The following is a 14737-nucleotide window of genomic DNA, read 5'->3' on the forward strand; positions in this document are numbered from 1 at the left end:
AGACAGATGAAATTCAAACTAAAACGGATCGATTGGTATATCATCAGGCAGTTCCTAGGCACGTATGTGTTCGCCATCGCCTTGATTATCTCTATCTCCGTCGTTTTCGACATAAACGAGAAGATCGATAAGTTCTTGAACCCGGATGTCCCCCTGAAGGCGATCATCGTGGATTATTACTTGAACTTTATCCCCTATTTCGCCAATTTGTTCAGTCCGTTGTTCACGTTTATCGCCGTGATCTTCTTCACGTCTAAACTGGCAGACCGTTCGGAGATCATAGCGATGCTCGCCAGCGGCATGAGTTTCCGCAGGCTGATGCTTCCTTATGCGATCTCGGCGGCGATTATCGCTATCGTGACGTTTATCCTAAACGCTTATATCATTCCCCCGGCGAACGAGACTCGTATTGATTTCCAGAATAAGTATATCCGCAACAAAAAGGTGGATTACGTGAAGAACGCCCAATTGGAGATAGAGCCGGGCGTTATCGCTTATTTCGATAGCTACGACGCTCGCTCGAACATGGGATACCGTTTCTCCCTGGAGCATTTCGAGGAAAAGAAACTGATCTCCCGCCTGACCGCCAAGTCGATCAAGTACGACTCGCTTTATCAATGGACTGTTATCGATTATATGATCCGTGATTTCGACGGTATGCGGGAACATATCTCCGAAGGTTCCCGCAAGGATACGACCTTGACCATCGTACCTTCGGATTTCCTGATTTCCGTGAATGATTGCGAGACGATGACAACACCCGAGCTGAATACGTATATCAACCGGCAGAAGAAAAGAGGCATCGGGAATATACAGACCTTCCAGATCGAGTATCACAAACGTTTCGCCACGATCATGGCGGCGTTCATCCTGACTTCTATCGGAGCGTCGTTGTCTTCCCGGAAAATAAAGGGGGGTATGGGTATGAACATCGGTATCGGATTGGCGTTGAGTTTCTCGTATATCCTGTTCATGACGGTTACTTCCACTTTCGCCATCAATGGTTATGTAAGTCCCGCCGTGGCAGCTTGGATACCAAATATAGTATATACGTTTATAGCGATATTCTTATATCAAAAAGCCCCAAGGTAAAAGTAATTAATCCCCCAACATTGGTATACCCCAGCCAAATTTCATCCAGTTGTAGAGACGGGGCGTGCCCCGTCTCATCCAACAATATGGTAACATCAAATAGTATCAGTCCGTAGGAGACGGGGCACGCCCCGTCTCTACAACCTAGGATTTTTAATTATTTCGTGAAATTAAGGCCAAACTCTAATGTCTGCGCATTCGGAAGTAACTGTAAAGCCATCTCAACGATTGTCTTTATATTTTGATCCGTAATGACTTGTTGAAGAATCGGAGCAGCCAAGGTAGCGACAGAAACGATCAATTCTTTATCGGCATAGAATGTAATTTCGTTTCCGTTTTGATTCATACTCAAGGGTAATCCATAATAACCGCCCAGATCAACCAAAAGTGCCATAAGGTCCTCTACGGAGACACCATACTCTTTCAATTTATCGCCCAACAATGTGGTCACAACTGTCACATAATTTTTATCGATAGCCAACATAAACTTACCGTCTACCACACAATATTGGATACTCGCTATCTTAGTAATCTCACCGATTCCTTTATCCTCGGAAGCCCCTATAGGTCTCCAAGAAACATCAAAGATTCCATCTTCCGGTAAGTTAACATTTACAGCGCTAACCTTTTTCCAAATTAGACCACTAACAGTAGGAGCAATTATTCCAACCATTCCGTCAATCTGAGCATTCCCGGTAACTATATTCGCATAAACAGCCCCCGCATCCGCTTTCAAGCTCCAATTACCTACGATAGAAGAAGTTAATTTACGAGTATACACAACAGAGGCTACACCGTCCTTCACCGTACCGTTTACCGATACCACGCAATCGCCAACCGTACTCTCGCCGGTAAACGTATAAGTGCCGTCCGCTTCCTTCAAAGCGGCATCGATAGCGACCGACTTATCTTCGGGGATGATATTGTTCAAGGTTACAGATGCCTTCTCCGCGGAAGAAGCGGCGATCACGACCGACTTACCGTCAACAGGGATTGTCACCTCACCCATTACCAGTTTTACGCTCTCGCCCTCATACGTTTTCGACAAATCCTGCCAGTTGCCGGAAGAATTTGAATCGTCATCATCACCACATGCCGTAAAGAAAACCATCGTGCAAATCACGGCAAATACATACAACAAACTCTTTTTCATGACTCTTGTTTTAAATTAAACATAAATAACTATTAATATTATCACAAAAATTAATCACAAATATATCCATTCACCCACTCACAGACAACAAGAATTTAATAGCGGATGTTCGATTCCTGTGTTTAGACCAAAATTTATATGTAGAACTACAATGCAGGACTCGAAATCTCCACAAACATTTGATTTTAAAATAGATACAAGCCTCTCCAATGATACGATGTAGCACCCGAATGTAGCACCCCATCTTTAAATAATAATATTTATATAATACATTCTTTTTTCTTTCAAAATCAGATCGCAAAAACGCCTTTGACGAACTACAAAGATACGCATAGACCTCGTAGATCCAATTACCCAATTTTGCGTTCCCAAAAACCGACAAACAACTATAAAACAGATATTTACTCATTTTTCTTGTCGCATTCGCCCATACCACCGGTAAAAAACACAGCTTGTACCGACACAACCCGTAGCGTAGCCCGACGCAACCCGTAGCGCAAGGCCTCACTACCCACGACACAAGGCTATACTACGTGTAACGTAAAACCACGCAACAGGTAACGCAAGGCTACGCAACAGGTCGCGTTCCTTCCAATAGAATGTGCACATTTCATACACCAATTTATAATATGGGATAATATCTAGGACACGGGCGAAACTCCTATAAAGATAGTTTCCGGAAGATTTAGTCAGCCAAGACGCAAACGATTAACAGTTAAGAATTGAGGATTGAAAATCAATCCCCATGATAGCATTCCTTTTCAATCCTCAATTCTCGATTTTTGATTACAAAAGATCGGAAGCCAACTCGGATAATTCGCTTCGCTCACCTTTTATCAAGTTGATATGGGCGAACAGCTCCTGCCCTTTCATCTTGTCGATCATATAGGCCAAGCCATTGCTCTGCGCGTCCAGATACGGGGAATCGATCTGCTGGATGTCTCCCGTGAATACCATCTTCGTTCCCTCGCCCGCACGGGTGATGATCGTCTTGATCTCATGCGGCGTAAGGTTCTGGGCCTCATCGATGATACAATACGTCTCGGACAAGCTACGGCCGCGGATAAAGGCCAACGCCTCGATCACCAACTGGTTGTTCTTCTGCATATCGTCGATCTTACGGACATCAGGGTTACCCGGGGCAAACTGCCCCTTGATCACGTTCAAGTTGTCGAATAGAGGCTGCATATAAGGAGCGACCTTCTGCTTCTCGTCTCCCGGAAGGAAACCGAGATCTTTATTCGCCAAAGCAACGATCGGACGAGCCAAAAGTATCTGTTTATACGTGCCGGCCTGTTTCAAGGCAGAGGCCAAGGCCAACAGCGTCTTTCCTGTACCGGCCTTTCCGGTCAGACCTACCAGCTTGATATCCGGGTCGTTCAACACCTCGAAAGCGAAACTCTGCTCGGCGTTGCGGGGCTGGATGCCGAAGTTCGTACCCTTCTCCACTTTCTTGATCTTATCCGTAAACGGGTTGAAACGGGCCAATACGCTATTGCGTACGCTTTTCAAGATAAAGCATTCGTTCGGGTCGAGCTTAGACCTGATTTCCAGCAGATCAGCGTCGATACCTTCCGGGGAGGCATAGATCTTGTCGATCATGTCGGGATCGATATTCTCGTAGGTCTCTTGCGCACGCTCGAAAATATCCACGTTCACCACCTTATCCGTGATATAATCCTCAACGGGAATACCCAAAGAGCGAGCCTTCATACGGAGGTTCACGTCTTTGCTGACCAGGATCGTCTTCACCGTCTTATCCTTCTCAGCGATACTCAGGGCACAGGAGAGGATACGGTGATCCGGTGTTTTCTCGGGGAAAGAGGCTGCCACGGTCGGGTGAAAGACCTCCCCTGTCCGGATGTAGAGAGTACCTTTGCCCGGCCCTAAGGAGGCACCTTTCAAGGAGAGATCGTTGCTGGTCAACAAGTCTAGCTCCCGGACAAACTCCCGGGCATTGAAATTGATCTGCTCACTGCCCTTCTTGAACTTATCCAGCTCCTCTAACACCACGATGGGTAGATAGATATCATTTTCCTGAAAGTTCTCGATACACTTATAGTCATGTAATATGACGTTCGTGTCCAACACAAAATTCTTCTTTGCTCCCATGGCCTTTCGATTTAATGATTACTGCTTCTAATATAAGAATAATTCCGGTATGTTGATAACCTTTGTCCGCTAAAATTAGTTACACACACCAATAATCTCGTCTTATTGACCAATTCAAGGAAAATGCCTATCTTTACGAAGACATAAAAATATAGGAGGATAACGTCATGTTTACAGATTTCAACTTCCAGCAAATACTTAGTGCCTTTATCGTATTATTTGCCGTTATCGATATAATCGGGGCCATCCCCATCATCATTGACCTGAAGGATAAGGGGAAGGATGTCAACGCATTGAAAGCGACCCTGATCTCTTTCCTGCTGTTATTAGGGTTCTTCTATGCCGGAGATATATTGCTCAGGCTTTTCCACGTAGACATCGAGTCGTTTGCCGTGGCCGGCGCTTTCGTGATCTTCCTCCTCTCGCTGGAGATGATCCTCGATATCGAGATTTTCAAGAACCAAGGGCCGATCAAGGAAGCAACGTTGGTACCGCTGGTATTCCCGCTGCTGGCCGGGGCGGGATCGTTCACCACTTTGTTATCGCTTCGGGCCGAATATGCCAGCGTAAATATTATCGTAGCCTTGGTACTGAATATGCTATGGGTCTATTTCGTCGTCCGCATGACACGCAAAGTAGAGAAAGCATTGGGAAAAGGCGGCATATACCTGATCCGTAAATTCTTCGGCATCATCCTGCTAGCGATCTCCGTCAAGCTATTCATGAGCAATATCACGCTTTTGATGGAACAGATAGAGGCAAGTACCAAGGCTATGTAAGGTCTCTATTTCCCGAACCGGGAGGTATCTACCGATTCGTGTTTCTTCGCCTTATAGCCGCCGAATTTCCAGACGAACGACAGTTGCAAGCAACGCTCGTCGTTCAGCTTCCTCAAACGGCTCCATTGGTTTCCTTGGTTTATCTTGATAGACCGGGGAATACCTGTGGCAAAGAGGTCATTCCCTTTCAGGGTCAAGCTGGCCCGGTCGTCCATAAAGGTCCATTTCAAGCCGGCAGATACCTCATATATGGAGCCGAGGTCGTAAACACCTTGAATGGCACCCGGGGTTACATACTGGCCGTCGACGGTCAGTTTCAAGTTAGGCCGGGAACAGAGATTGAAGGTATTGCTCATATGGAACAACCCGACATAGGCCTCACGATTATACGACATGCCGTGGAAATCACTATTCTTCTCCTGCATGCGCCATCCCCGCAAGGTGACACGGCTATTCCAGAAACTTCCCACATTGAATGGAACTACCAGCGCAAGCCCGGCCTCCAAGCTATAGTCCATATTCTCGTAACGAAAGATGTTTTTCAACTCCGTATCGCTTTGGTAAGGCATTTGGGCGAAATAATCCGGCGTATACTCACAGAAAGCGACCAACATGTATTTCTGCCGGAAGATATAGATCAACTGCCCCTCATACGAGCGATAAGGCTTCAAGGAAGGATTCCCGATCACCTCGGAATAAGAGCTTATAGGCATGACCTGGGGCGTAACCTGCCAGTAACCGGGATAAGTCTTATCGCTGCTCACCTCGAATTGAAGCATATGCGACGGAGAGAACACATAGCTCAAAGATACCGTAGGGAACAAAGACCATTCATTCCATAAGTTCATGCTTTCCTTGGCAGAGGTATAATCCGATTTAAAATACTCCCCTTTCAGCCCGACCGTAGCGGAGAAACGCTCGTTAAAACTCTTGGAAACCTCGGCGAAAAGATCGGCGCTATATTCTTTCTGCGTATTGTTCTCAGACTCCTCCTCGTCTATCTCATAACCATTTCCCCGGTTATATAAATATTCGGAATAATTCCAGGAAGAGGCGTACCCGCCGTGTAAGCCATAGTTCAAGCTCCATCCGGTACTGAAATCATGGGTCTTGTTCAGGAATACAGACCAACGGGATACGTCTTGCCCTGTATTGTTGATCAAATCCGTATGAGTACCGCCCGTATTCTCATCCAGGAAATAAAGCGTCGAGGGGGAATGGAAACGGGTGAAATCTATCCCGGCAGAGAGATTTTTATGGCTATCATACTGCAAACGAATATTGTGGGTTGCCGAACGGTCATCGTTACTAATATCGCTTGTGCTGACAGAAGTATTCTCCGGGTCCGACATATCCTGATAGGTAGTTATAGAGGTTCGCTCTGTCTTAGGTTTACTCCCGCGTAAATAATACGCAAGCGAAAGTTTGTCTTTATTCGCAAATGTATAATCCATGCCTAAACGAGCCGTAGCCAAGTTATAATGAGTGATCCCCCGGTTGTGTTGAGTTATTTCCGTCACGCTATTGTTTAATGTATGACGTGCCAGCATATCCTCGCCCGATACCGGCCGGCCCTTCATGCCGTTTACCAAGAAATCCATGTTAAAGCCTTTATTCGCGTACAGCAAGTTCACGTGGGCATCCCCGCTAGCGCGGCGGTTCTGCTTGTAACTCGTACCCACCTCCCCTTGCCAAGAATGGGTATCAGACTCGTTTTTACTCAATATGACATTCAATAACGCTCCTTTCACGTTGTATTTCGCCGGGGCGTTATACATTACCTCGGCCTTCTCCACCCTTGAGGCAGGCATGCTTTTCAGCAGTTGGATCAATTGGTCGGCAGACATCGTGGTCAATTGCCCGTTCAAGACGATACTCAAGCGACTGGCACCTACCAGTTCCAGGTTATCATTCCGCTCGATAAGACCCGGTAAGTCCTTGATGACCTCGAAAGCGTTCGTGGCGGTCTTATTCTTCATCAATTGTGGGACATCATATGTCAACTTTCCTCCCTCTAATTTCACTTGCGGGCGTTCTCCTTTCACGGTAATCTCGGCCAACTGGTAATCCTTGTCCTCAAGGACCACCATTCCTACCTCCGCACCGGTTATCACCTTCTCTGCCGTATTGTATAAGATATGTTGGAAAATAAGTCGGTACGAGCGGTCAAGAGGATGATCCAGCCGGAAACACCCAAGTGTATCGGTAACGACGGCATCCACATACACGGAGTCGAGGGTCTGTAAAATCACCGCCACACCGTCCACCGGCTGTTCCTTGCCATCCATCACCTTTCCGGAAATACCCTGTGCCATAATCTCGCCGAAACTCATCAGCAAACTTAAAATCATGCAATAAATAATACGTTTCATCTTAGTTCGTTTTATCATTTTTCGTTAACGCAAAGGAAGCGCATTCTTTTTAAAGACTATGTTATCGTTCGCTTACAGAGTCTTATCTAGTCTTATCAGAAATGTTATTTAGTCTTATCGAGGCCGAACTTTAAAGAACGCTTATTGTTGATATATCAATCAAACACAAGAAGTAAAGTATATTAAAAATTGAGGATCATGTGTACAAGAGTAGTTTATTCAGGAACGAACGGGATGGTGGCGACCGGCCGTTCGATGGATTGGAAGACCGATATGCACAGTAACCTGTGGGTGTTTCCACGGGGGATGGAGAGAAATGGGGAGACGGGAGAAGATTCCCTGAAATGGAAGTCAAAATACGGCAGCATCATCACATCCGCTTTCGAGATAGCCAGTACGGACGGGATGAACGAGAAAGGACTGGTAGCGAACTTGCTATGGCTACCCGAGGCCCAATACCCGGTAAGAGACAAGGACAAGCCGGGCCTCGCCATAACGATATGGGTACAATATATGCTAGATAATTTCGCCACGGTAGAAGAAGCGGTCTCTCTGGTCGGAGAAGACACGTTTCAGGTAGTATCCGATAAGATGCCGGACGGCTCTCGCTTGGCGACCTTGCATCTGTCGATCTCCGACGCAACCGGAGATTGTGCCATCTTCGAGTATATCGGGGGTAAACTAACCGTCTACCACAGCAAGGAATATAACGTGATGACCAATTCGCCAACCTACGACAAACAGTTGGCCCTTTGCGAGTATTGGAAATCCATCGGAGGCTTGAGTTTCCTTCCGGGAACCAACCGTGCGTCGGATCGTTTCGCCAGAGCCAGTTTTTACATCAATGCCGTACCTAAGACAGACGATGAGAAGACTGCTATCGCCTGCGTATTCAGCGTGATTCGCAATGCCTCCGTTCCTTATGGCATATCGACTCCCGAAAGCCCGGAAATCTCTACGACACAATGGAGAACGGTATCCGAGAGCAAGAACCTGATCTACTTCTTCGAGTCGAGCCTCACCCCGAACACGTTCTGGGTAAGACTGCGGGATATGGATTTATCGGAAGGTGCCCCGGTACTTAAATTATCCATCGCCAACGGCGAAACCTATCATGGTAACGCCTCAAAAGACTTCAAGCCCGCGATACCTTTCAAATTTCTGGGCGTAAAAGAGCTTACCTAGCCTTGACGAACCATTTTTTTGGATAATATGTTCTACATTTCCTCTCACGGCGATTGAGTTTCGATTAATATTTATATTTGACATCAAAAATCTTACAACATGGATAAACAATTCCTCTGCCTTGATTCACCGACCGACTTTATGGTCGGCAAATACATATCCGCCGATGAACTCAAGCAGTTTATTAATATCCCTTGTAAGATAAAAGCCGGGGCCTTTATCCTTTGCGCGGAAGGGCAAATACGCTCAACCATCAATATGTCTGAATCCATCACTTCGAGGCTCAATATCGTAACGCTGCTGCCCAATAGCTGCATACAAATACAGGAGATATCCCCGGATGTCTTGATCTATTTCATCGCGTTCTCCTTCGATTTCATGTGTTACGCAAATTTCATCAAGAGCACGATGGGCTATCTGCCGATGATCTACAGGTATCCGGTCATAGAGATCTCCCAGAGCAGGGCCAACCTGATCACGGACTTTTACGAGCTTCTTTACCAATATACCGTATATCCCGATATCTTGAGTAATAAAGAAATGATAAAAGCCATTTTCACGATGTGCAGCCAGGGTATCGTAGAAATATATTGTAAAACTTATCCGCTGGAGAAACAAGAGCTCACACGGCCTTTACAAATCTACCAAGAGTTCCTGAATATCGTATTGAAATATTATACGAAAGAACATAACGTATCGTTCTATGCCGAGAAGCTGGGCCTAACGTTCTCTTATTTCTCGACATCCATCAAAAAAGCGACCGGCGAGACTCCTCAAGAGATACTCACGCAGATAATAATCATAGACGCTAAGACCCAATTAAAAGGGACCGACCAAGAAATTAAGAACATAGCGATGGACCTTGGCTTCAACAACCTGTCGTTCTTCAATAAATTCTTCCGGCGACACGCAGGCATGACTCCGCAAGAGTATAGGGGCAAATCGTATACCTACTCCTATCATTTAAACGCTTCCGACTAATAGGGAGCAAAAACAGAACATATTATCGAAAATAGAATCCCGTCGGTTATCCTTGATAATCTTTAACTTTGCAAGATAATCAAAAAGATATATAATGGAAGACTGGGGAACGGATTTTGAGTACAATTTACTGATGGGACTTACGGGAGCCAGTGTCAGCAAGCATTTACTAGACGAGCATTTCACACTTTTATGGGCGAATGATTTCTACTACGATATGATAGGCTACTCGAAAGACGAGTACGAGACCCTTTTCCATAACAAGCCCGACCTGTACTTTAAAGGTTACGACGAGGCTTGGAATATATTATCCGATAATATCTATGGGGCGTTAGCGAACAATTCCAACGGTTACGAGGTCGTTTTTCAAATGCCCACGAAGAACGGGGAGAGATGGACAAAGATCACGTCTACGTTTACCAAGCAGCTTCAAGACGGTATCCCGATCTCTTATACCGTGATGACCGATGTGGAAGACATAATGCGGAGACGGATCGAGCAAACCATAGCTTACGACAATATCCCCGGTTTCATTTCCAAGCACAAGGTACATAAGGACGGTCATTTCACGCTACTGGAAGCGAACGATAAATACAAGGAATTCTCCGGCGCTGACAAGAATTCTTTCGCAACGTTCAGCCCCTTTTCCCGTCTAGACGAGGCAAGCCACAATACGATGGACACCCATATCCCCTGTATGTTGAAAGGAGAACCCGTACATTTCGTTATCCAGTCGAAAGACAAAAATGGACACAGTGCTTGGCTACAGTTGAACGGGGAATGCATTGGCTGGGAAGGTGACGAGCCTATCTATCTTATTGTCTACATCAATATCACCGATATCACTGAGCAGAAGGAGTTACAAAAGAAATTGGAGAAACAGTCGAGGCAGCTTAAAGAGGCACTAGAATCGGCCGAAAAAGCCAACCAAGCCAAATCGGACTTCCTCGCCCGCATGAGCCACGACATCCGGACTCCCATGAACGCTATCATGGGAATGACAGCCATAGCGCAAGCTCACGTGGACGAACGTGAAAGAGTACTCGATTGCTTGGAGAAAATCAACGGAGCCTCTAAATTATTACTGAGCCTGATCAATGAGGTACTCGATATGTCCAAGGTAGAGAGTGGCAGGCTGATCCTCTCCGAAGACGATTTCAACGTGGGGGAACTCTTGCAAGACTTGATCGTCATGATGCAGCCGGAAATAAAAAGCAAACAACAGACCCTGGACATACATCTCAAAAATCTGAAGCACGAGAACGTAAAAGGTGATACGCAACGGATCAAGCAGGTATTGATGAATATCCTCTCGAACGCAATCAAGTATACACCGGACAAAGGCCGCATCACAATAGATATCTATGAGAAAGAACCTCATGACGGCATCGGTAATTACGAGTTCGTGTTCGAGGACAATGGAAGAGGCATGAAACCGGAGTTCCTGGATAAGATATTTCTGCCTTTCGAGCGTGCGAGCGATGATGAGATCAAGACAATACAAGGAACCGGTCTCGGCATGGCGATCAGCCATAAAATCATCCAATTGATGGGAGGAGATATCAAGGTAGAGAGTGAATATGGCAAAGGTTCCCGTTTCACGATCAATATGCCCTTGGCATACCGAGACCAGAAACAGGCTGAGAGAATCGAGGCCGAAGATTTGGAAGTTCTCGTGGTAGATGACGATAAGATCGCCTGCCAAAGCACGTGTAACTGCCTACAGGAAATCGGGATAAACAGTGAATGTGTTTATTCGGGCAGCGATGCCATAGAAAAAGTACGGCAACATCATTTGGCCGGCAAGGATTACTTCGCCGTGATCATCGACCTGAAAATGCCTCAAATGAACGGTATCGAGACAACCCGGAGAATCAGGCGTTTCGTGGGAGCGGATGTCCCGATCATCATTCTCTCCGCATACGATCTGGAGGAATATGAGGCCGAGGCCAAGGAAGCAAAGGCCAACGGGTTTATCACCAAGCCTCTCTATAAATCCAAGTTGATCCAAGTATTGAAATCCTTCCTCGATGAAGAAGGCCAGCCGGAACCGATCCGTCCGTTCAAGTTATCGAACGCCGACTATTCCGACAAGCGTGTCTTGCTCGTGGAAGACAACGAGTTAAATCAAGAGATAGCCGTAGAGATCATCGGTAGTACCGGTGTCGCGATCGATACGGCGGTAAATGGCCTGGAGGCCGTTCATAAAGTCTCCCAATCAGAAGAAGGCTTTTACCAGATGATACTGATGGATATCCAGATGCCTGTCATGGATGGTTACGAGGCTACCCGGCAGATTCGTTCCCTCCAGCGAAAAGACACCGCACATATGCCGATCATAGCCATGACCGCCAACGCTTTTTCAGAAGACGTGACAAACGCCATCAAAGCGGGCATGGATTATCATCTGGCCAAACCAATTGATATCGGGGCATTAATGAGTATCCTTAATAAATATTTACAATCGCCGATATAAAGTTTATCTTGCAAATTAGAAGCTCATGTTGTAAAAATTATCTATTTTAGCGATAAATTCGGTTACAAGCATAAAGAGAGTTCATGAACATCAGACTTCGTTTTAAGTTAATCGCTTTGCTGATCACCTTATCGCTAGCCGGGCTACTGGTATTCCAAGGATACTGGTTGAAAGGTTTATATGAAACCTTATATAAGCAAATGGAGATCAATATAGAGGAAGCGATGAAGATCGCCGACTATAAGGAGTTGTTCCTGCGCATCCGGTCTGTCAAGAAAGAACAGGGGGTGCTGGGGCCTCAAACCCAAGAGATCTATTTCAACTCGGCGGCAGATTCGCCCGATGAACACGATACGGACAAACAAAACGGTACCCATATCGATGAGCAAGATACGAACACCGACGAGAGGAAGGAACTCCAGACAAAGCTCCCCATCTCACGCCTAGGGGTAAGTATCGATTACGGGGACGATGAGGAAGAGTTTAGCTCGATAGACTCTACGCTGACGGATTATCTATACATAATCGGAGAGTTGGAAGATATGGTGCAACAAGCGATGCACGCCAATATAGATTCCATAAAACCGGTCAATTTCGAGGCTTACAACAAATTATTGACTTTGGAGCTGGAGGCTAGAAATATCATGACAGAACATGAGTTGGTGACAATTTATAAGTCGGTCAACGGGGAAGAGAAAAGTTGGATGCACCTGAACAATCCGGAACGGTTCACTACATGGAAAAACCCGACGTATTTCGACTACCCGCTCCATAACGAGAGTACATTACTATATCGCTTGTATCTTAAATCGCCGGCCAGCGTGATACTCACCCAGATGAAAGGTATCCTGATCTCCTCTTTCCTATTGCTTTTGCTGATTATTTGCGCTTTCATCTATTTGCTCCGTACCATCTTGAAGCAAAAGACCGTGGAGGAGCTAAAGACCGATTTCACCAACAACATGACACATGAGCTGAAAACCCCGATCAGCGTCGGTTATGCCGCCGTAGACGCATTATTGAATTTCGGCGATCCTGTCAATGAGAAACAGCGGAAATACCTGACGATCGTAAAAGACCAGCTTATTCATCTTACCGGACTGGTGGAGCAAATATTGACGCTCGCCGTAGAGAACCGCAGTACTTTCCGCTTACGGCCCGAAACGATCTCTTTAAGCGGGCTTACGGCCCCCTTAATTGAGCAATATAGACTGAAAGCGAACAAACCCGTGGAGTTTACCAGCTCCATTCCCGAGGATATAGAATTGGTGGCCGATCGTACCCACCTATATAATATGCTGAGCAACCTTATCGATAACGCGATCAAATATGCCGACAAGGAACCTTGCCGTATCGAAGTAGCCGCCCGGCAAAACGACCGTGAGACAACAATCTCCGTAACCGACAACGGCCCGGGTATCAGCGAAACCAACCTGCGACAGATATTCGACAAGTTCTTCCGGGTTCCCCAAGGCAACATCCACGACGTGAAAGGTTACGGACTGGGGTTGTATTACGTAAAAGACATGATGGGTAAACACGGAGGAACGGTTCGTGTGGAAAGCGCACTCGGCAAAGGTTCTACCTTTACCCTGCATTTTAAACGATAACCCGAAAAATCAACGATCAAACATGGAAAAGATAAAAGTATTATTAGTAGAAGACGAACCTACATTGGCAATGATCATCAAAGATACGCTGGATGGAAACGAGTTCGACATAACCCTAGCGGCGAATGGCGAGGAAGGCCTCTCCCGCTACGCGGAGATCAATCCGGACATTATCGTAGCGGATATCATGATGCCGAAGATGGATGGCTTCACGATGGTCAAATTGATCCGTAAGACAGACACGCATACCCCTGTCTTATTCCTATCAGCCCGTTCCGCGGCCAACGACGTGGTGGAGGGCTTCGAGCTAGGAGGCAACGACTATCTGAAAAAACCTTTCGGCATGGCAGAATTGATCGTGCGCATCAAGGCGCTGCTGCATAAGGTATCTGTCCAGAAGCAAGAAGCTACCTCCTTCCGTATAGGGCTTTATACATTCGATTCCATCACGCAGACATTGACCTGCCAAGGGGAAAAACAACTCCTCAGCAACCGGGAATCCGAGATACTGAAACGCCTTTGCGACAATAAAGACCAAGTATTACCGATGAAAGAGATCTTGACAGACCTTTGGGGAGATGACTCTTTCTTCAACGCCCGCAGCCTACACGTCTTCATCACCAAGCTACGCCATAAGTTATCGAAAGACGGGTCTATCAAGATCTTAAATATCCGGGGAATCGGATACAAATTGATCATTGGTTGAATCGCTTCAATGCCTGCGCCATCTGGTCCGGGCATGAAGTACCCCTTCCATGGCAATCGATGCCGGACAAACGTCCGATCGCATCTTGGATACGCATACCTCTCAGCAAGGCGCACATGCCCTGCCCGTTTCCGTGGCAACCACCCACGATCTGCACATTCTCTATCACGCCATCCCGAGCATCGATTACCATCAACTTAGAACAAACGCCTCCTTGGGGCGTATAGGTCACACGTTGTGTCTCCATTTTCTTTTCTTTCCTTTTTATAAA

11 protein-coding genes are annotated in these 14737 nt (G+C 46.3%); 7 read left to right on the forward strand and 4 right to left on the reverse strand.

What is annotated here, in order from left to right; translation table 11 throughout:
• Positions 1-6 precede the first annotated feature (6 nt).
• Entirely contained in the window at positions 7-1092 is a 1086-nt protein-coding gene (locus Q0110_RS10655; RefSeq protein WP_297906131.1) for an LptF/LptG family permease, read from the forward strand.
• Between the two features lie 157 nt (positions 1093-1249).
• Here the strand turns inward: Q0110_RS10655 and Q0110_RS10660 are convergent, their stop codons facing one another.
• Positions 1250-2245 (reverse strand): DUF4925 domain-containing protein, encoded by a 996-nt coding sequence (locus Q0110_RS10660; protein WP_297906132.1) that lies wholly within the window; start codon positions 2243-2245, stop codon positions 1250-1252.
• 786 nt (positions 2246-3031) lie between these two features.
• The gene (locus Q0110_RS10665; protein WP_297906133.1) at positions 3032-4357 is read right to left on the reverse strand and encodes a PhoH family protein; all 1326 of its coding nucleotides are present in this window, start codon (positions 4355-4357) and stop codon (positions 3032-3034) included.
• Between the two features lie 167 nt (positions 4358-4524).
• Here Q0110_RS10665 and Q0110_RS10670 point away from each other — a divergent pair, with 167 nt between their 5' ends.
• Entirely contained in the window at positions 4525-5136 is a 612-nt protein-coding gene (locus Q0110_RS10670; RefSeq protein WP_297906134.1) for a MarC family protein, read from the forward strand.
• A 5-nt stretch (positions 5137-5141) separates the two neighbouring features.
• Here Q0110_RS10670 and Q0110_RS10675 read toward each other — a convergent pair whose 3' ends face one another.
• Positions 5142-7508 (reverse strand): outer membrane beta-barrel family protein, encoded by a 2367-nt coding sequence (locus Q0110_RS10675; RefSeq protein ID WP_297906135.1) that lies wholly within the window; start codon positions 7506-7508, stop codon positions 5142-5144.
• Between the two features lie 198 nt (positions 7509-7706).
• On the opposite strand from Q0110_RS10675, the gene Q0110_RS10680 reads away from it, so the two are divergent.
• The 5 genes from Q0110_RS10680 (at position 7707) to Q0110_RS10700 (ending at position 14466) form a co-directional block, all read left to right on the forward strand.
• Entirely contained in the window at positions 7707-8693 is a 987-nt protein-coding gene (locus Q0110_RS10680; RefSeq protein WP_297906136.1) for a linear amide C-N hydrolase, read from the forward strand.
• Between the two features lie 99 nt (positions 8694-8792).
• Positions 8793-9674: a helix-turn-helix domain-containing protein gene (locus Q0110_RS10685; protein ID WP_297906137.1), complete on the forward strand. Its 882-nt coding sequence runs from the start codon at positions 8793-8795 to the stop codon at positions 9672-9674.
• 94 nt (positions 9675-9768) lie between these two features.
• Positions 9769-12150 (forward strand): response regulator, encoded by a 2382-nt coding sequence (locus tag Q0110_RS10690; protein WP_297906138.1) that lies wholly within the window; start codon positions 9769-9771, stop codon positions 12148-12150.
• Positions 12151-12233: 83 nt separating this feature from the next.
• On the forward strand, positions 12234-13760 hold the full coding sequence (locus Q0110_RS10695) for a HAMP domain-containing sensor histidine kinase (RefSeq protein ID WP_297906139.1): 1527 nt from the start codon (positions 12234-12236) through the stop codon (positions 13758-13760).
• A gap of 22 nt (positions 13761-13782) precedes the next feature.
• Positions 13783-14466, forward strand: a complete 684-nt coding sequence (locus Q0110_RS10700) for a response regulator transcription factor (protein WP_297906140.1) — start codon at positions 13783-13785, stop codon at positions 14464-14466.
• Here Q0110_RS10700 and Q0110_RS10705 read toward each other — a convergent pair.
• Positions 14456-14713: a TIGR03905 family TSCPD domain-containing protein gene (locus Q0110_RS10705; RefSeq protein ID WP_297906141.1), complete on the reverse strand. Its 258-nt coding sequence runs from the start codon at positions 14711-14713 to the stop codon at positions 14456-14458. The genes Q0110_RS10700 and Q0110_RS10705 overlap by 11 nt on opposite strands.
• Between the last annotated feature and the right edge of the window lie 24 nt (positions 14714-14737).

Source organism: uncultured Parabacteroides sp., from assembly GCF_947855115.1.
Classification (GTDB): domain Bacteria; phylum Bacteroidota; class Bacteroidia; order Bacteroidales; family Tannerellaceae; genus Parabacteroides.